19 protein-coding genes and 1 tRNA gene are annotated in these 18,560 nt (G+C 60.8%); 12 read left to right on the top strand and 8 right to left on the bottom strand.

Translation table 11 applies throughout. The features are described from left to right. Positions 1-132: 132 nt before the first annotated feature. Together AC13QE_RS27885 and AC13QE_RS27890 are read right to left on the bottom strand one after the other, a co-directional pair. Positions 133-939 (bottom strand): alpha/beta fold hydrolase, encoded by an 807-nt coding sequence (locus AC13QE_RS27885; protein WP_488486148.1) that lies wholly within the window; start codon positions 937-939, stop codon positions 133-135. A gap of 83 nt (positions 940-1,022) precedes the next feature. After that, on the bottom strand, positions 1,023-1,904 hold the full coding sequence (locus AC13QE_RS27890) for a LysR family transcriptional regulator (protein WP_488486149.1): 882 nt from the start codon (positions 1,902-1,904) through the stop codon (positions 1,023-1,025). 98 nt (positions 1,905-2,002) lie between these two features. On the opposite strand from AC13QE_RS27890, the gene AC13QE_RS27895 reads away from it, so the two are divergent. Both AC13QE_RS27895 and AC13QE_RS27900 read left to right on the top strand, forming a co-directional pair. Continuing rightward, positions 2,003-2,752, top strand: coding sequence for a sulfite exporter TauE/SafE family protein (locus tag AC13QE_RS27895; RefSeq protein WP_488486150.1), 750 nt, complete (start codon positions 2,003-2,005; stop codon positions 2,750-2,752). A gap of 48 nt (positions 2,753-2,800) precedes the next feature. After that, the gene (locus AC13QE_RS27900) at positions 2,801-3,406 is read left to right on the top strand and encodes an isochorismatase family protein (RefSeq protein ID WP_488486151.1); all 606 of its coding nucleotides are present in this window, start codon (positions 2,801-2,803) and stop codon (positions 3,404-3,406) included. Positions 3,407-3,424: 18 nt separating this feature from the next. Here the strand turns inward: AC13QE_RS27900 and AC13QE_RS27905 are convergent, their stop codons facing one another. Continuing rightward, positions 3,425-3,877 (bottom strand): winged helix-turn-helix transcriptional regulator, encoded by a 453-nt coding sequence (locus AC13QE_RS27905; protein WP_488486152.1) that lies wholly within the window; start codon positions 3,875-3,877, stop codon positions 3,425-3,427. Between the two features lie 109 nt (positions 3,878-3,986). Between AC13QE_RS27905 and AC13QE_RS27910 the strand changes: the two genes are divergently transcribed. Beyond that, complete coding sequence (locus AC13QE_RS27910; protein ID WP_488486153.1) at positions 3,987-5,294, top strand: MFS transporter; 1,308 nt, start codon at positions 3,987-3,989, stop codon at positions 5,292-5,294. Here AC13QE_RS27910 and AC13QE_RS27915 read toward each other — a convergent pair whose 3' ends face one another. Continuing rightward, the gene (locus AC13QE_RS27915; protein ID WP_488486154.1) at positions 5,295-6,197 is read right to left on the bottom strand and encodes a LysR family transcriptional regulator; all 903 of its coding nucleotides are present in this window, start codon (positions 6,195-6,197) and stop codon (positions 5,295-5,297) included. 122 nt (positions 6,198-6,319) lie between these two features. On the opposite strand from AC13QE_RS27915, the gene attM reads away from it, so the two are divergent. After that, entirely contained in the window at positions 6,320-7,111 is a 792-nt protein-coding gene (gene attM, locus AC13QE_RS27920) for an AttM family quorum-quenching N-acyl homoserine lactonase (protein ID WP_488486155.1), read from the top strand. Between the two features lie 16 nt (positions 7,112-7,127). Here attM and AC13QE_RS27925 read toward each other — a convergent pair whose 3' ends face one another. Both AC13QE_RS27925 and AC13QE_RS27930 read right to left on the bottom strand, forming a co-directional pair. After that, entirely contained in the window at positions 7,128-8,066 is a 939-nt protein-coding gene (locus AC13QE_RS27925; protein ID WP_488486156.1) for an SDR family oxidoreductase, read from the bottom strand. Between the two features lie 256 nt (positions 8,067-8,322). Next, positions 8,323-9,156, bottom strand: a complete 834-nt coding sequence (locus AC13QE_RS27930) for a helix-turn-helix transcriptional regulator (protein WP_488486157.1) — start codon at positions 9,154-9,156, stop codon at positions 8,323-8,325. A gap of 93 nt (positions 9,157-9,249) precedes the next feature. On the opposite strand from AC13QE_RS27930, the gene AC13QE_RS27935 reads away from it, so the two are divergent. After that, positions 9,250-10,146 carry an SDR family oxidoreductase gene (locus AC13QE_RS27935; protein ID WP_488486158.1) on the top strand — a complete coding sequence of 299 codons (897 nt, stop codon included), beginning with the start codon at positions 9,250-9,252 and terminating at the stop codon, positions 10,144-10,146. A 122-nt stretch (positions 10,147-10,268) separates the two neighbouring features. Here AC13QE_RS27935 and AC13QE_RS27940 read toward each other — a convergent pair whose 3' ends face one another. Beyond that, positions 10,269-10,895, bottom strand: a complete 627-nt coding sequence (locus AC13QE_RS27940; protein ID WP_132721075.1) for a TetR/AcrR family transcriptional regulator — start codon at positions 10,893-10,895, stop codon at positions 10,269-10,271. 222 nt (positions 10,896-11,117) lie between these two features. On the opposite strand from AC13QE_RS27940, the gene AC13QE_RS27945 reads away from it, so the two are divergent. From AC13QE_RS27945 to AC13QE_RS27955, 3 genes are all read left to right on the top strand, one after another. Continuing rightward, positions 11,118-12,644, top strand: coding sequence for an FAD-dependent monooxygenase (locus AC13QE_RS27945; RefSeq protein WP_488486159.1), 1,527 nt, complete (start codon positions 11,118-11,120; stop codon positions 12,642-12,644). A 91-nt stretch (positions 12,645-12,735) separates the two neighbouring features. After that, a complete protein-coding gene (locus tag AC13QE_RS27950) occupies positions 12,736-13,272 on the top strand; it encodes a dihydrofolate reductase family protein (RefSeq protein WP_488486190.1) in 537 nt (178 codons plus the stop codon). Positions 13,273-13,313: 41 nt separating this feature from the next. Beyond that, a complete protein-coding gene (locus tag AC13QE_RS27955; protein ID WP_488486160.1) occupies positions 13,314-13,841 on the top strand; it encodes a TetR/AcrR family transcriptional regulator in 528 nt (175 codons plus the stop codon). 16 nt (positions 13,842-13,857) lie between these two features. On the opposite strand, the gene AC13QE_RS27960 is transcribed toward AC13QE_RS27955, so the two are convergent. Beyond that, positions 13,858-13,947 (bottom strand) — tRNA-Ser (locus tag AC13QE_RS27960). Between the two features lie 232 nt (positions 13,948-14,179). Between AC13QE_RS27960 and AC13QE_RS27965 the strand changes: the two genes are divergently transcribed. From AC13QE_RS27965 to AC13QE_RS27980, 4 genes are all read left to right on the top strand, one after another. Further along, a complete protein-coding gene (locus AC13QE_RS27965) occupies positions 14,180-14,497 on the top strand; it encodes a hypothetical protein (protein WP_015338400.1) in 318 nt (105 codons plus the stop codon). Positions 14,498-14,861: 364 nt separating this feature from the next. Further along, on the top strand, positions 14,862-15,857 hold the full coding sequence (locus tag AC13QE_RS27970; protein ID WP_041677159.1) for a BMP family lipoprotein: 996 nt from the start codon (positions 14,862-14,864) through the stop codon (positions 15,855-15,857). A 35-nt stretch (positions 15,858-15,892) separates the two neighbouring features. Beyond that, entirely contained in the window at positions 15,893-17,449 is a 1,557-nt protein-coding gene (locus AC13QE_RS27975) for an ABC transporter ATP-binding protein (protein WP_488486161.1), read from the top strand. Positions 17,450-17,456: 7 nt separating this feature from the next. Then, positions 17,457-18,560: an ABC transporter permease gene (locus AC13QE_RS27980; protein ID WP_112338447.1), complete on the top strand. Its 1,104-nt coding sequence runs from the start codon at positions 17,457-17,459 to the stop codon at positions 18,558-18,560.

Here is an 18,560-nt window from a genome sequence, read left to right on the forward strand (position 1 = left end):
ATTCTCCTGCCTGGAGCCAAATTGCTCCCCGGGGCGGAAGGGCCTGTCAGCGGCGATTCGGTCTCGGGAGTTCGAATAAGATGATGGTCATCATTTATCCGAACGATTGGATGCGCGCAACTGAATCTGCTGTCAGGCTGAAATCGCTGCAAGAAAATCGAGCAAGGCGATGTTGAACTGCGCCGGCCGCTGCAGCGGTGCGAAATGGCTGACGCCGGGCAGAAAGATCAATTCCGCCCCGGGAATATGCCGCACGAGATAATCGGCGTGTTCACGCTTTATGAACTCATCGTGCTCGCTGTGCACGATGGCAACAGGCACATTGATCTCGGCGAGATCGGCGATGGTGTAGTTCGGCTCGGTCCGTTGCATCAGGCCTACAGCCTCGACGAAGGCATCGAACCTATCCGGCGTGGCGGAAAGGGCTGCGTAATCCTTCGTATGACGGGCGAAGCAGCGCTCGATAATCGGCGTCGCCACGAATTCTTTCGTGCCGCTCGGGTCCATGTTGCAGGCAAAGAAAAAGACGCCGGCAACACGCTCCGGATGGGTTTTTCCCAGCACCATGCCGATGCAGGCGCCGTCGCTCCATCCGGCTATGACAGCCTTTTCGATCTTCAGCCTGTCCATAACGGCGAGAACGTCGGAGGCCATGAGCTCATACGTGTATGGTCGCTCGTCGCGCGTGCTGCGGCCATGGCCGCGGCTGTCGATGACGATAACCTGATGGCCTGCGTCGATCAGCGCCGGCACCTGGTAGCCCCAATTGCCGCTGTTTCCGAGCCCGCCATGCAGGAGGATCACCGGTGCGCCGCTGCCATAGGAGGCGTACCAGATACGCGCGCCATCATGATCGACATGGCCTTCCACCTCGGTTTGCGGCAAGGGCGCGGCCCCTTCGGCTTCGAAGCGATGAAGCTCATCGTCGTGAAATTCCATACCCACCTCCCATTGCGCCGTCTCCTCCCGACAGCCATGCGGGAGACTAGTCGATCCCAACGCGTCTTTTCAACAGGTCGGGGTCATCTCGTTGCCAGATGTTCGAAAAGATCGCGAGCCGGTGACGGAAGGTCTTCGAGGGAGCGTGTGCAGACCGAAAGCCGGCGCGTTGCCCATGGGTCGGTGAGGCGAAGGGCCGCAATTTTTGCGGATCGGCTGCAGCGACGTGCTGCCGTTTCCGGCACGATGCCGAGGCCGATGCCTTGGCCCACCATCTCGCAAATGCTTTCGAATGTCCGCATGCGTACCCGCATTTTCAATCGACTGCCGAGCCGGGTGGCCTTCGCGTCGATGTGATTCTGCAGTGCTCCGCCGGCAAGTCCGACAAAATGCTCATGCAGGATGTCCGCAAAAGCAATCTGCTTTGCCGCCGCAAGCGCATGATCGCGAGGCATCACCACCACCAACCGGTCGACTGCGAAGGGTTGCAAAAGCAGGCCCGCGGTGTCGACGGCATCCGAGAGGATGCCGATCTCGGCCAGCCCGGCTGACACAGCTCGGGCAATCTCGATGCTCTGGCGCTCCTTGAGATCGATGTCCGTTCGCGGGTTTCTGGCCATCCATTCGGCAAGGCGAGGCGGCAGATATTCGGCGATCGCCGCGGTGTTGGCGAGAAGCCGGACGGTTGCGCGCAGGCCACTTGCATGTTCGCCAAGCTCGCCGCGCATCTGTGTCAGTTGCCGCTGGATCAGCCGGGCATGATGCGCCAGCGCCTCGCCGGCGGACGTCGGGCTCACGCCGCGTCGCCCGCGCTCCAGCAGCTTTACGCCGCCATTCGCCTCCATGTCGCGCAGCCGCTCGCTGGCGGCCGGCAGCGAAAGCCCGACATCGGCAGCTCCATGCGTGATGCTGCCGGCATCGACGACGGCGAGGAACAAGCGAAGGTCGGTCAGATCGAAGCGCATGGAGTTCAGGTTACCGCATCTTCAGCCTTCGGAAAAGCCGAAGGCTGGCTTCCCATCATCCGCATTGTGCCGGTCTTTGTCTCTGCTACTGAAAAGGCATGATGGATCATTCGATATGGCTCGTCGCGGCGATCTTCGCGACCTTCTTCGTCGCCGGCATGGTCAAGGGCGTCACCGGCATGGGGCTGCCAACCGTGGCGATGGGCGTGCTGGGCGCGCTGATCTCGCCGCTCTCGGCAGCGAGCCTGCTGATCGTGCCTTCCTTCGTCACGAATGTCTGGCAGCTTCTGTCAGGTCCGAGTTTTGGCACGCTTGCCCGTCGCTTCCTTCTATTGGGTCTTGCCGTGGTCATCGGAACCTTCGCCGGCTCATATCTGCTGGCTGCCGGCGATACGCGTCTGACGACCGCTGCGCTGGGTGCGGCGCTCATCGTCTATGCCGGCCATGCTTTGCTCGCCCGTCAACTGCATGTGCCCGCAAGGTTCGAGCGGCTGCTATCGCCGTTCGTCGGCGGGGTCTCCGGCTTGCTCACAGGAGCGACCGGTGTTTTCGTCGTGCCGGCAGTACCCTATCTGCAGTCGCTCGGACTGGAGAAGGAGGAGCTGGTTCAGGCGCTCGGCCTTTCCTTCACCATGTCTACCGTGGCACTGGCTGCGGCGCTTGCCTGGCACGGCGCCTTCCGCACCGACAATCTCGCGCTCTCTACCCTCGCGATCGCCCCGGCACTTACCGGCATGTGGGCCGGCCAGATCATTCGCAATCGCGTCAGCCCCACCACTTTCCGCCGCTGGTTTCTGATTTGTCTGCTGGTGCTTGGCGCAGAGATGGTGATGAAGGCCTCTTTCTGAGGCAGTCTTGCCGGGCTGCCCGGTGCGCACCCATATGGAGTTTGTTTCATGGCAGGATCTGAAGGATTGATGGAAGAAGAGCAGCGAGAGATTTCCGATAACAATCCATTGGCCGATGCCCTGCTGGTCGTCGATGTCCAGAATGCCTTCGTACAAGGCCCAAGTGCAGTTCCGGGCCACGTCATGTTGAGGTCGGCGGTTGAGGCCCTGCTACACAAGGCGCGGTCAGCATGGGCCCGTGTGATTTTCCTGCAAAATGATGGTCCGTCAGGCGCGCTGGATGAGCCGTTTCAGCCGGGATGGAAACTCTATTATCCGCCCCTTTTCGGCGAAGTGGTCATCAGGAAAACGGAGGATGACGGCTTCGACGGCACCGACCTTGACGCCATTCTCACAGCCTTCGGCGTGAAGGATCTGGTGATATGCGGCATGCTCTCGGAAATGTGCGTTGCCGCGACGGCGCGAGCGGCGCTTGAGCGCGGCTATGGTGTACTGCTGCCGCATGATGCCCACGCCACCTATGATGTTCCCGCCGGTCCAGGCTCGCAGGGCGTGCCCGCAGCTATGGCGGCAAGGGCGGCGGAATGGTCTCTTGGCGACGAGATCAGGATTTGTGCTTCGGCACGCGAAGTTCGTTTCAAAGAGCGCGCTTAGTCGCAGCCCTCGCCTCATCTATTCCGCTTCCGGCACCTTCACGATGAACGCTTCGTCCGGACCGATCGCCCTGCCGTCCTGCGCCCGGATTTCAAGCTGCACCGGCTGGCCTGTGGCGCGATCCACCAGCAGCGAATGCTCTTCCGCCGGCGCAAAGAGATGGCGTTCGCCGAATTGGCGCAGCGCCACCATCACCGGAAAGAGATCCTTTCCCATCGCTGTCAGCCGATATTCCATGCGTATGCCGCCTTCGCTTGTCGGTACAAGCTCCAGAATACCGCTTGCGACAAGCGCCCGCAGTCGCTCGGTCAAGATATTCTTGGCAATGCCAAGGCTCTTTTGAAACTCCCCGAAGCGCGTCAGCCCGTCGAAGGCGTCGCGCACGATCAGCAGCGACCACCAGTCGCCGATCACGTCGAGCGACCGTGCGCTCGGACAATAATCACCCTTCAGGCTTTTCCGCGCGACCATCGCCTTAGCCCTTCCGGTCCTTTGTTAGTAGAAATGGTTGCATGATTAAACCAATAATGTTACTCGATCGTTGGTTTCATTATTAAACCGAAGAATCGGGAGTTTTGCAATGACGATCGATCAGGACGCGCCGCCAGCCGGCAGCGCGAAGGACATTCTGCGCCCTCATCCCTCGCGCGCGAGTTCGTTTAAGAGCGCCCAATACTCTGAAGAGGCCAATTCGCCGCTGACGCGCGCAACGATTTTCCTCTTTGCCGTCGCGAGCGGCGTCGCCGTTGCCAATGCCTATTTCGCCCATCCGCTTCTCGATGTCATGGCCGACGATCTCAAGCTGTCGCGCACGGTTGCCGGCCTGATCGTCGGTGCGACGCAACTCGGCTACGGGCTCGGCCTGATCCTGCTGGTGCCGCTCGGCGATCTCGTCGATCGGCGCAAGCTCATCATTGTGCAGTCGCTCTTGAGCGTAGCCGCGCTCATCTGTGTCGGCTTTTCCTCAAGTGCGGCGATGCTGCTCGCCTCCATGGCCGCGGTCGGCTTTCTGGCCGTGGTCACACAGGCGCTTGTTGCCTATGCGGCGAGCCTGGCGCATCCCGCCGAGCGCGGCCATATCGTCGGCGTGGTCACCAGCGGCATCGTCCTCGGCATCCTTTTAGCGCGAAGCATCGCGGGCACGCTGACCGATCTCTCCGGCTGGCGGACCGTCTACATTGTCTCGGCCGCGCTGACGCTGGTAATTGCGCTTCTCCTTTGGCGCGCTTTGCCGCGGCAGGAGAAGCCGAGGAGCGGACTCTCCTATTTCGGACTTATCCGCTCGCTCGGCACCCTGCTTGTCGAGGAGCCGGTGCTGCGCATCCGTGCTGTGATTGCCATGCTGATCTTCGCCAATATCACCACACTGCTAGCTCCTCTGGTGCTACCGCTGACCGCCCCGCCTTACTCCCTGTCCCACACGGAAGTCGGCTTGTTCGGCCTTGCCGGAGCGGCAGGTGCACTCGGTGCCGTTAGGGCAGGGCGTTGGGCCGACCGTGGCCATGGCCAGCGCACGACGGGTATTGCACTCGCGCTGATGCTTGCTGCCTGGCTGCCGATTTCCATGCTGGACCGCTCGATCCTATGGCTGATCCTCGGTGTCCTCGTTATCGATTTCGGTCTGCAGGCGGTGCACGTCACCAATCAGGGCATGATATATCGCGTCAGGCCGGATGCGCAAAACAGGCTGACCGCCGCCTACATGATCTTCTACTCCATCGGCAGTGCCGTCGGCTCCTCGACATCGACGATCATCTATGCCCATGCGGGCTGGAGCGGCGTCAGTATCTCCGGTACCGCCATAAGTCTCGCAACGCTGCTCTTCTGGGCGCTGACCTTGGGAACAACGCCTGAGGTGGCGATGCAGAGCGTCGATCGGAAAAAATAGCTAGCTTTTCGGCGGGGAGGCCGTGCCGAGCTGCTCCTCCAACAATGAAAGCACCATCCGAATCCGCGGAGGAAGCGGCCTTATCGCCGGGTAGAGCGCATTGAGATCGAAGCCCGGCACGGTAAATCCTGGCAACAGGCGGATCAGGTTGCCATTGGCAAGATCCTCCGCGCAGACCGGCTCCTGGAGGACACCGATGCCGGCGCCATTCAGCAGCAGGCGGTGCAGTGGCCGCCAATGGCTGGTGCTGAGCACAATGTCGACAGCAGCAAGTTCGGTCCGCCCGTCCGGGCTGATCAACGGAAGCTGCCCGCTGTTGAACAGGCCGGAAACCCGCAGGAAGGGGTGGTCGGCAAGCTCGCCGGGCATAGTTGGCGTCCCATGCTCATTGAGATAGGCGGGCGAGGCCACGAGTACGCGGCCGACATGGCCGAGCTGGCGGGCAATGAAGCTGCCTTCGCCAAGATCGCCGAGACGCAGCGAGATGTCGACGCCCTCCGTCACGGGATCGACGATCCTGTCGTTGAGGATCAGCTCGATTTTGAGCAGCGGATGACGCTTGCGCATCTGCAGCAGGATCGGCGGCAGTATGATCTCGCCGACGCCATGCGGTGCTGCGATCCTGAGCGTACCGCGGAGCGACTGATCGCCATTCGCGACCGTCAGGGCATCGTCGGCACTTTCGAGCACCTGCTTGCTGCGCTCGTAGAAGGCGGCACCGACATCGGTGACGGAAAGCTTGCGGGTATTTCTGAGCAGCAGCCGCGCTCCGAGATATTGCTCCAGCCGATCGATCCGCTCGCTGACGGCAGGCTGGCCCATGCCAAGATCGCGGGCGGCAGCCGACATGCTGCCCCTTTCCACCACCCGCACATAGACGCGCATCGCAACCAACAGATCCATGGGCGCCAATATATCGGCACAGCCGATAAATAAAAGCGGATGATGCCGCCTAGTGGCAGAGGCTTAGATCACCGAAAACGACGCGTGTTTCCGCACCCAATCGCAAATCAAAGGTCAGGTTCATGTGCGACATCAGGCTTTATATGTTTCAATCGGGCACGCAGCGATGCAAGGCCCACGACATCAGGATGAACCAGGGTGGTGACGCCGATTACCAAATCCCGGTTCCCTGGTTTCTGCTGACGCATCCGAAGGGCAATGTCGTCATCGATGGCGGGCTGGCAGCAGAAGGTCTGGCCGATCCGCGCGGCTATTGGGGCGATGTCGTCGACAGCTATCAGCCTTTCATGATCGAAGAGCAAGGATGCGTCGCGCAGCTAGCAAAGCTCGGCATATCCGGTGAAGACATCCGCTTCGTCGTGCTGTCCCACCTGCATTCCGACCACAGCGGCGCCATCGGCCGCTTCCTGAACGCGACCCATATCGTCCAGCGTAGCGAATATCATTATGCTTTTGCGCCGGATTGGTTCGCCGCCGGCGCCTATGTCCGAAAGGATTTCGACCGTCCCGGCTTGAAGTGGCACTTCCTGGAGGGCGCCGCGACCGATGGCTACGATCTCTATGGCGACGGCGTGCTGCGGATGATCTTCACGCCGGGCCATAGCGTCGGTCACCAATCCTTTCTCGTGCAGCTGCCGAACGCGGGTGCGATATTATTGGCCATCGATGCCGCCTATACGCTCGATCACTGGAACGAAAGAGCGCTCCCCGGTTTCATGGCGTCCGCCGTCGACACAGTGCGATCCGTCGGCAAGCTGCGTGCGCTTGCCGAACAGACCGATGCCCTTGTGGTCACGGGGCATGATCCCGAGGCGTGGCCTCGGTTCAAGCACGCCCCGGCCTATTATGATTGAAGGCGCACCCCGCCGATCAGCCTCGGCGTGATGGCGCGTGTTCCGTATCGAAGAACTGTGCCCGATGCTGGCGGATCCATTCCTCGATGCCTGTCGGCTGGAAATCCTTAAGGCTGGCTTGCGGCTTGAAGGGCTCGGCCAGCATCCCATCCGCATCTTCCGGATGCGACGCGAAGAAGCGGAATTTCGAGGCGACGCGGCGCCCTGTTCCTGGCCCCATCGCCGCATCGACATCCCGCTCGAATTCGTCGAGCGGCTGCTGGCGATAGACAATCCGGCGACCAAGCCCCGCACCGATGTGCGTGACAAGCTCGTTTCCATCAACGCTCTCCGGCCCGGCGATGCAATGGTCGCCGGATGTAATGCCGCGTTCCAAAAGAGTGACGGCGGCGCGGGCGCAATCGTCGACCGAGGTCCAGGCGATACGCTGGGATTCGGCAATCGGTGGCGCAAAGATCCCATGTTCGACGATGTCCTTGCGCGCGGATGGTTTCAAGAGATTGTCGAGGTACATTGTGGGGCGAACTATGGCAAAGGGCAGGCCTGACGCGCGAACGACATCCTCGATCATGGCGCTGGCGACGAAGCTCGGTTCCTCGCAAGGCGCTGGTCGGCTGGCGCTCGCAAGCTTGAGGACAATGGATTTCATACCGCAGGCGAGCGAAGCCGATACCGCATTGTCGGCCTGGATACGCATGTCGCCCTGTGATCCGATTGGAATCTGCAGCACGGCATGGCTGATGCCGGTGCTGGCGGCGCGAAGCGAGGCGGCATCGCGAAGATCCCCTTCGGCAAGTTCGACACCGAGGGCTGAAAGCGCCGAAGCGCGCCTTCGGTCTCGCACAAGCGCCCGAACCTTGAGGCCACGCTGCAACGCGGCGCGAATGACTGCGCTGCCTTGGACGCCGGCGGCGAGATAGACAAGGATGGGCTGGGATTGATCGATAGTGAACATGGTATGACTCCTTCGAACATGGTCTGCCGAGGAAGCATCGTCAAATGGCTACCACCGCGCAGACCCGAGACGCGCACGAGGCGCAGGGACTGTCGGGGTATCCGCGCGAGCGCGGAAAAGAGCTTCTCCGTCCGAGGAGAAGGGCCTGGGCCTACCGAGACCAAGCCAGCCATTTTCGACGGACAATATTTAGGTCGGCTTCACCGATGCTGTCAATGGATAGATGCGCGCGGACACGCGCGTCACGCTATTTGCCTTACGGCTGAGGCAGCAGCGATCTGATCCGCTCGGCATCATCAGGCGTTGCCGGATTGTAGACGATCATGCTGAGATCCGTTCGGCCGTCGACCGAAAAGGCCGAATACTCGAATGCCAGCGGGCCGAGGATGGGATGGCGTATATGTTTGACGGCCTCAGTGTGGGTGCCGGGAACGTCGTTTTCGCGCCACATGGCCCTGAATTCCGGGCTGATGCGGCAAAGTTCCGCCACGAAAGGCTCGATCTCACTCGATGCGCCTGCGCGTGCCGCATCGACACGGAATGCACCCAGAGCGAAACGGGCGACGCTTTCCCAGTCATATTGCACGGCGCGGGCGCGTGGATCGAGAAAGATATAGCGCAGAATGTTGCGTTCTTCTGGCGGCAGCGATCCGTAATCGATCAGCATCACGGGTGCTGCCCGGTTCCATGCGATGACGTCCCAGGTAGCGGTCCGGATGAGGGCAGGACTCGGCTCCAGCGCATCGAGCACACGCTGCAGCCGCGGCGTCACGCCATCATTCTTGCGATAGCGCGCTTCCGGCGGGCGGCCGAGGCCGAGCAGGAATAGATGCTCGCGCTCCACTTCCGTCAGCATCAGCGCGCGGGCGATCCGGTCAAGCACGTCGGCGGAGGGCGCACCGCCGCGTCCCTGTTCCAGCCATGTGTACCAGGTCGGGCTTATATTGGCGCGCTGCGCCACTTCCTCGCGCCGAAGCCCGGGCGTGCGCCGCCGCTCGCCGGCAAATCCCAGGGCGGATGGGTCGAGTTTTGCGCGGCGGTCCCTCAGATAGGTCCCGAGCACGTTTTCGGTTTCAATGAGATCGGTCATCGTGTTAGTGTCTTTACTATGATAAGGTCACTACTTTACCAGAATAAACGATAGGCAGAGATTTGTCTCCGACGAAATAAGGAGACAGTGCATATGCGTATATTCGTTACCGGTGCGACCGGAAATGTCGGCTCGCATGTCGTCAGGGAGTTGATCGGCGCCGGCCACCAGGTGCTCGGCCTTTCGCGCTCGAAGGAAAAGGCGGTCGCGCTCGCCGCTGCCGGCGCCGAAGTCCTTAACGGCACGATCGAGGACGCGGAAATCCTGAAAAGCGGCGCCTCGCAATCCGACGGCGTCATCCACCTTGCCTTCAACCATGATTTCTCGAGATTCGTCCAGAATTGCGAGGATGACCGCCGGGTCATCGCAACGCTGGCGTCGGCGCTTGCCGGTTCCGCCCGTCCGCTGGTCATTACCTCGGGCACGCCGATCGCCAACACGGTGCCGGGCGAGCCCGCCAAGGAAGACAATCCGATCGTCCGCTCCGACAGGCATCCGCGTGCCGCCACGGAGGAAGCGGGGATATTGGCGAGCGAAATCGGCGTCAATGTCTCGGTCGTGCGGCTGCCGCAAGTACATGATCCCGTCAGCCAGGGGCTTATTACTCCCTTGATCCAGATATTCCGGGAAAAGGGTGTTTGCGCCTATGTCGGAGATGGGCTCAGCCGCTGGCCGGCGGCGCATTTTACCGATGTCGGCCGCCTTTACCGCCTCGTGGCCGAGCGCGCCGAGCCGAATGCCAAATATCACGCCGTTGCCGAAGAAGGCGTCCCCTTGCGCGATATCGTGGAGACGATCGGGCGGCGCCTGAACCTCCCGGTCAAATCGATCACCAAGGAAGAGGCGCAGGATTATTTCGGCTGGCTCGCTCTGTTTGCCGGCCACGACATGCCGGCCTCCAGCGCCAAGACCCGACAGAAGCTGGGTTGGGAACCCAACGGTCCGACACTGCTTCAGGATCTTGCCGAGCTGCAGGTTTCCGCGGCGTGATGCCGGTGCCATCGGCCACGATCCGCGGATGGTCGATGGTCTGACTGACCACGTATTCGAAAACCCGGCCGACCCTTCGGTCGGGTTTCATCTTTCAGGCTGCGATTCAGAAAGCTTCGGAGTCAGACATACGGCGTCCCGGCAAGAGCAGCGTCGACGCCGGCAAAACCTCGGTCCAGGACGCTCGCCAGCGCTGCCTCGGGCCTTCGGTTTTCGCGAAAGGCGCGAAGCGCCTCGCCATAGGCGGTCACCAGCGTCGCCATCAGCATGGTGCCGGCGAGCCGCGCCTCGGGATCGGAAGCGGGCCGGCCCACGGCGTCGGACAGCATTCCCGAGAGATCGCCGGCAAGGCTCACCTGCAGTCCGCATGCATGCGCCGTCAGCGCCGGGCTTTCCGCGACCATGCGCCAGAATGCGATTGGCCGCTCCGTGATCCTGAACAGGGGATGCTGCGTCTCCAGCAGTTCACGCATCAGCGCCTGGAAGGCGCGGAGCGGCGGCGCTCGGCCGCGATCGGCAATCGCCTTGCGCGCCAGTTCCCGCACCTCGTCCTCGCGATCGAAAACCAGATCCTCCTTGCGGCGAAAATAGTTGAACACCGTCTTCCTGGCGACCTCCGCTTCGTCAGCGATGTCGGCGACGGAAACCTTGTCGAAGCCATGTTCGACAAAGAGGCGTGTTGCGACATTGGAGATCGCCTGACGCGTCATCTCCTTCTTGCGGTCCCGGAGTTTGATTCGGTTTGACATGGAGATATTTATACCATAAGTAAATTTATACCGAGTGTAAAAATCGTATCGCGATCACGAAATCGATGCAATCGGCACAGGTTTTACGACTGTTCCTGTGACCGGCCCGTCGCCCGCTCGAATGGAGATGGGCATTTTCCAACGAGACTTGCGCCAGCTGGGGCTTCTGGAAGCCGGAATGTCTGGGGCCCTTGCGGCGCCGCTCGCTTGAGGAGTTCTGTCTTGATTTATGATGTCCCGATTGCCGGCGGCGGACCTGTCGGCTTGTTTCTCGCCTGTGAGCTGGGTCTCGCCGGTCTCTCCGTATTGGTGCTGGAGCAGGCCGAGGATCCGCGCTCGCCCCTGAAGCGCCTTCCCTTCGGCATGCGCGGCCTTTCGGCGCCGACCATCGAAGCCTTTTATCGTCGCGGCCTGCTGAAGGACATCGCGGCGGCGCAGCCCGCCAAGAATGGATCGGGCGACAGCGGCGCTTCATCTGCCGCGCACTGGATGCACCAGCCGCGCCGCCCGGGCGGCCATTTCGCCGGCATCCAGTTCTTCCATGACAATATCGATGCCTCGAAATGGCCCTACCGCCTGTCGAGTCCGGCCGGCACCAGCATGATGATCGAGATGGAAAGCCTCGAAACGATCCTGGCCGCTCGCGCCGAGGCGATGGGCGTCGAGATCAGGCGCGGCTTCGGCGTCGAGAGCTTCGAGCAGTCGGATGAAGGTGTCTCCGTCTGCGCCGGAGGCGAGATCTTTCGCGGACGCTGGCTTGTCGGCTGCGACGGCGGCCGCAGCACCGTTCGCAAGGCCGCCGGCTTCGATTTCGTCGGCACCGATCCCGAGTTCACCGGCTATTCCGCTGAGATCGAGATGGCGGAACCGGACAAGCTACGTCCCGGCCGCCATTATACCGCGACGGGCATGTACACTTTTTCGCCGCCCGGGACGATCGCGATGGTCGACTTCGACGGCGGTGCTTTCCACCGGACCCAGCCGATCACGCTCGAGCATGTGCAGTCGGTGCTGCGCCGTATCTCCGTCACCGAAGTCACTCTAACGGCGCTCAAGCTTGCCACCACATGGACGGACCGCGCCTACCAGGCGACCAGCTATCGCAGAGGGCGCGTTCTGCTTGCCGGCGATGCCGCGCACATCCATTCCCCCTTGGGCGGCCAGGGCCTCAACCTTGGTCTGGGCGACGCGATGAACCTTGGATGGAAGCTTGCCGCCACGATCCGTGGCGATGCGCCGGACGGCCTGCTCGATACCTATTCCAGCGAGCGGCATCCCATTGGGGCGAAGGTGCTTGATTGGTCACGCGCCCAGGTCGCACTCATGCGGCCAAGCCCGAGCTCGCGTGCCCTCGAAGCCATCATCCGCGATCTGATCGACACGCGTGATGGCGCGACCTATTTCGCTGAACGCGTCTGGGGCGTTTCTCTCCGCTATGATCTCGGTGGCAACCATCCGCTTGTCGGCCGCAGCGCTCCTGATTTCGAATTGGCTGATGGGAAAAGGGTCGGCGATCTCCTCAAGACGGACAAGGGCCTGCTTCTGGATTTCGATGCCTGCCCATCGCTCGAAGCGCTGGCCGATCGTTGGAGTGACCGAATCGCCTATCTCGCCAGTGACGTCAAGGATAGGCTTGGCTTGGGCGCCTTGCTCGTGCGGCCCGATGGCGTGGTTGCCTGGGTCTGCGAGACAGAGCCGGACGTTGAAGCCGCCGCCGATGCCGCATCTCGCTGGTTCGGGGAAGCGTAGCTCCTCGGCCGAACTCGGCCCGCTCTTTCATCATCCATTCTTGACAACGCCAACGATCCATAATTATACAACGTATAATTATGGAGATGCGATGATGAGCGGCCATGTTTTCATTGCAACCAGCTTGGATGGGTTCATCGCTCGTGATGGCGGCGACATCGAATGGTTGCTCAGATATGACGCTTCCGGCGAAGACCATGGCTACGATGATTTCATCGAAGACATCGACGCCATCATAATGGGCCGGGGCACCTTCGATGCAGTCCGCGACATGAAGCCCTGGTTCTATACGCGCCCGGTGCTCGTTCTTTCCGCCACCCTCGCGGAACAGCCGGTTCCGTCCGAGCTTGCCGGCAAGGTCCGTTTCACGCGGAAGTCGCCGAACCAGGCGATGGCCATGCTCGAAGCGGAAGGGTGTCGCCGCGTCTATGTGGACGGCGGGCGGATCATCCAGTCCTTCCTCCGGGAGGGCTTGATCAGCGATCTGGTCATCACGCGCGTTCCGATACTGCTCGGCAGCGGCCGCCCCCTGTTCGGCCCGCTCGCGCGTGACGTTCATCTCACGCATGTCAGCACTCGTCCGTTTCCCTCCGGGTTGGTGCAAACGACATACACAGTTGTGAAATGACCAAGCGAAGCCGAGGCCGGCCACGCGCCGATGAGAACGGCGTGTCGCCGACAAAAATTCTTTCGGAGGCTTTGGCTCTCCTGAGCAGCGAGGGTTTTGAAAATCTGACGATGCGGGCGGTCGCCACGCGCGCGAATGTCAACCCGATGACGATCTATCACCACTTCCAGGACCGGGACGGATTGATCAAGGCACTGGCGGAGAGCGTCTATGCCGACGTTGCTGCCCCTCCGGAGGGAACGGTTCGGTCTCGAATAGAGGGCTTGCTGAAGGCGTATCGGGCAAAGGTGGTGCGCTATCCAGGTCTGACCCTTGCGATCTTCAACCGGCCAGCCGTATTTCCAGACCATGCAAGGCGGATCACCGACAACCTGACGGATCTGCTGAAAGAACTTGGCCTTTCGCCGTCGCAAGCTCTGCTGTGGGTGCATATTCTTGTCGATTATACGCACGGTGCAGCGCTTGCCGTGGCGACGGACGCGAATGGCCCACAGCCGGCAGCAACGGACCCGGAGCATGCGAATTATGAACGCGCGATCTCTGAATTACTGGACCGTCTAGTAGCGTAGAGTAAACGGTTGTAAATGGCGGACAAGGTGGGATTCGAACCCACGGTACGCTTTCACGCACACACGCGTTCCAGGCGTGCGCCTTAAACCACTCGGCCACCTGTCCATCTGCACTTTCGCATCCGATAAAGGAGCTATTGTGGGAACGGCGCGATATATACCGATGAATTTTCTAGGATCAACCCGAATCTGACAGTTTTTTGACTTCTGGACAAAAAACTCTGCATCTCATCCCCATTGCGCTTATTTCGCGTTCCACTTATCTAAAGAAATGGATGAGGCGGCATAAGACCGGTCGGCCTACAAAGGCTGGACGTAGTGAGTATCCGGAGGAGTTCATGCGTTTCCTGTTGCGTTTTTCCAGCCTTGTCGCGCTGGTGGTGGCCGTGATCGCTGGCACCATCGATTCCATTCAATCCGTTGCGGCCTCCGCCGTGGTCATGACCCCTATGGGGGATGCGTGGAACGATGTCAGCCCTTCGTCGCTGGCAAGCCTTCGCGCGACCATCGCCTATTATGTTCATCCCCGCTTCTATGACTTGGCGATGCAATGGCTGCTGTTTCAGCCGGCCTTTGCGGTCTTTCTGGTGATCTCGCTGCTTCTGTGGATGGTCGCCTATAAGCGCCAGCCCGTTGCCGGACGCTTCAGCGCCTGAAAGGGGCTGCGTTTCGCTCTGTGCCATTTGGGGATTTTGGTGACGTTGAAGAATGTCTGGCGATGGGCTTGCAGCTATGCCGTGGTGCGCAAAACTGGCGACTGCGGAGAGCTGACCGGCAGCTATTCTGACCAATAAAATTGCAGTTTTGGCCCGAAATTGTTTAAAAAAAGGGTGGTTTGGATGGGTTTTCACCAATTCCCACAAATCTTTACCAACTGAAAAATTTCTCGTGAATTTTTCATGCAGCCATGCAAGGATGCGCGCCAGCTTGGCCTCGGGGAGGTCGGCGGTTCCGCAGACTTGCCCGGTCAACGGGCTTGCGGGAGGACCCAACAAGATAGAAACAATAGGGCTGCACCACATGAAAAAATCCCTTTTGACCCTTTTCGCTCTGGCTGCCATGTCGGCAACGGCGCTTGCGGCCGATATCAAGCCGGCAATCGTTTACGGAACCGGCGGCAAGTTCGACAAATCCTTCAACGAAGCTGCCTACAACGGCGCCGAAAAATTCAAGAAGGAAACCGGCATCGCTTACCGCGACTTCGAGCCGACGGGCGACACTCAGGGCGAACAGGCGCTGCGCAACTTCGCCAGCAAGGGCTTCAATCCGGTTATCGCCGTTTCCTTTGCCTGGACCTCCGCGCTCCAGAAGGTTGCTGCCGAATACCCGAAGACCGAATTCGTCCTGATCGACGACAGCCTTGACCTGCCGAACGTCCGCTCGGTCAAGTTCAAGGAAAATGAAGGTTCCTATCTCGCTGGCGTCATGGCTGCCATTGCGTCGAAGTCCGGCAAGATCGGCTTCGTCGGCGGCATGGACATTCCGCTGATCCGCAAGTTCGAATGCGGCTACGAGCTCGGTGCGCGTGCCACCAATGCGAAGATCGAAGTTTTCCAGAACATGACAGGCACGACCGGCGCTGCCTGGAATGACCCGGTTCGCGGCGGCGAACTCACCAAGAACCAGATCGACCAGGGCGCAGACGTTGTTTACGCAGCTGCCGGCGCGACCGGCCTCGGCGTGCTGCAGACCGCCGCCGACAACAAGAAGCTGTCGATTGGCGTCGATTCGAACCAGAACTACCTGCATCCGGGTTCCGTTCTGACCTCCGTCGTCAAGCGCGTCGACCTCGCCGTTTACAATGCCTTCAGCGACGCCAAGAACGGCAAGTTCACGCCTGGTACGCAGGAACTCGGCCTGAAGGAAGACGGCGTCGCCGTCGCTATGGACGACAACAACAAGTCGCTCGTCACTCCGGAAATGCAGGCTGCTGTCGACAAGGCCCGGACCGATATCGTTGCTGGCACCATCAAGGTCCACGACTATCTGACCGACAACGCCTGCCCGAAGAACTGATATGAAATAAGGGCGTATGACGGAGCAAAAACGTCATGCGCCCTTTTCTTATCCGGAAACCGGTTTCTGGAGCCCCTATAGTGAGCCAAATCTCTGCCATCGAGCTCGTGGGCATCGACAAGAAGTTCGGTGCTGTCCACGCCAATAAAGATATCAACCTGACCGTCGCCAAGGGCTCGATCCACGGGATCATCGGCGAAAACGGTGCCGGGAAATCGACCCTCATGTCGATCCTCTACGGATTCTATCAGGCCGACGGCGGCGAAATCCGCATCAACGGCAATCCCATCGCCATCCGCGACAGCCAGACGGCAATTGCATCCGGTATCGGGATGGTGCACCAGCATTTCATGCTGGTTGACAATTTTACCGTCCTTGAAAACGTCATGCTGGGCGCCGAAGGCGGCGCGCTTCTCGCCAAGGGGGTAGCGGCCGCACGCGCCGAGCTCAACCGGCTGGAGAAGGATTATGGCCTGGAAGTCGATCCGGATGCGATGATCGAAGAGCTTCCCGTCGGTCAGCAGCAGCGCGTCGAGATCCTGAAGGCGATGTATCGCGGCGCGGAAATCCTCATTCTCGACGAACCCACCGGCGTCTTGACGCCGGCCGAAGCGGACAATCTCTTCCGCATCCTTCGCGTCCTTCGCGATCAGGGCAAGACGATCATACTCATCACCCATAAGCTGCGCGAGATCATGGCGATCACCGATACGGTGTCGGTCATGCGCCGCGGCGAGATGGTTGCCACGCGCAAGACGGCGGAAACCACCGTCGAAGAGCTGGCAGAATTGATGGTCGGCCGCCGCGTGCTGCTGCGCGTCGAAAAGGGCGCCCCCAATCCGGGCGATATCCTGCTGTCGGTGCGCAATCTCACCGTCAAGGACGGCCGTGGCGTCACCATGGTCGACAATGTCTCCTTCGATGTCCGTGCCGGCGAGATCGTCGGCATAGCCGGTGTCGCCGGCAACGGCCAGTCGGAATTGCTGGAGGCCATCGCCGGTATCCGTAAGCCAGCCTCGGGCGAGATCCTTCTGCATGGCAAGCCGATCGGCAATGCCGATCCCGCGGCACTTCGCGACCTTGGCCTTGCCCATATTCCGGAAGATCGCCATCACATGGGCCTCGTCCTCAAGTTCGAGGAGTATGAGAATTCCATGCTCGGCTACCATCGCGACCGCAAATACGGGCGCGGCGGCATGCTCGATCTCGATGCCATGCGCAAGGATGCCATCGAGAAGATCGAGAAATACGATATCCGCCCGCCGAACGCGCGGCTGAAAACAGCCAATTTTTCCGGCGGCAACCAGCAGAAGATCGTCGTCGCCCGTGAGATCGAGCGCGATCCGAAGGCTCTGCTGATCGGCCAGCCGACGCGCGGCGTCGACATCGGCGCCATCGAATTCATCCATCGTCGCATCATCGAGATGCGCGACGCCGGCAAGGCCATCCTACTGGTTTCGGTGGAGCTGGATGAGATCCGTGCGCTTTCGGACCGTATCCTCGTCATGTTCGCCGGCCATATCGTCGGTGAAAAGTCGGCTGAGGCCGGTGAACAAACACTCGGCCTGATGATGGCCGGCATTGCCGCGTGAGGCGTATATGAGCACGGCTTCCGTTCCGCTCCCCAATTGGATCACCTACGGTCTGATCCCCCTTCTCAATCTCATTGTTGCCTTCCTGATCTCCGGCCTCGTCGTCTGGTTCATCGGCGAGAGCCCGCTCGATGCGCTTGTCCTGCTGCTGCAGGGCGCGCTTGGCAGCGGCGAAGGCATCGGCTTCACGCTGTATTATGCGACAAGCTTTATCTTCACCGGCCTGTCGGTCGCCGTCGCCATCCATGCCGGCCTTTTCAATATCGGTTCGGAAGGCCAGGCCTATGTCGGCGGTCTCGGCTGCGCCCTGGTGGCGCTGACCCTCGACCACTATGTGCCCTGGTATGTGACGATGCCCTTTGCCGTCATCGGCGCGGCAATCTTCGGGGCGCTCTGGGCCTTCATTCCTGCCTGGCTGCAAGCCAAGCGCGGCAGCCACGTCGTCATCACCACGATCATGTTCAATTTCATCGCATCGGCGATGATGAACTTCCTGCTGGTGCATATACTGATCGTTCCGGGCAAGATGGCCCCCGAAACCCGCACCTTTCTGGAGGGCGGTCAGCTGCCGAAGCTCGGCTGGTTGATGGATATGTTCGGCTCGACCATCGGTGCGGCACCGCTCAATGTGTCGTTCTTGATCGCGCTGGTCATGTGCTTCCTGGTGTGGGTACTCGTCTGGCGCACCAAGCTCGGCTATGAAATGCGCACGTTGGGCCTCAGCCCCACCGCTGCGGTCTATGCCGGCATTCCCTATGCCCGCACGGTCGTTATCGCCATGCTGCTTTCCGGCGGCCTTGCCGGCATGATGGCGCTCAATCCCGTCATGGGCGCTTCAGCGCGCCTGCAGGTCGAGTTCGTGCTCGGTGCGGGCTTTGTCGGCATCGCCGTGTCGCTGATGGGCCGCAATCATCCGCTTGGCATCATCGTGGCGGCGATCCTGTTCGGCATTCTCTATCAGGGCGGCGATGCGCTCTCCTTCGACATGCCGAACATCACGCGCGACATGATCGTGGTGATCCAGGGTCTCGTCATCCTGTTTGCCGGTGCCCTCGAATATATGTTCCGACCTGCGCTCGTGCGCATCTACCAGACATTCGCCAGGACGTGA

Source organism: Martinezella sp. CNPSo 3957 (assembly GCF_057784395.1).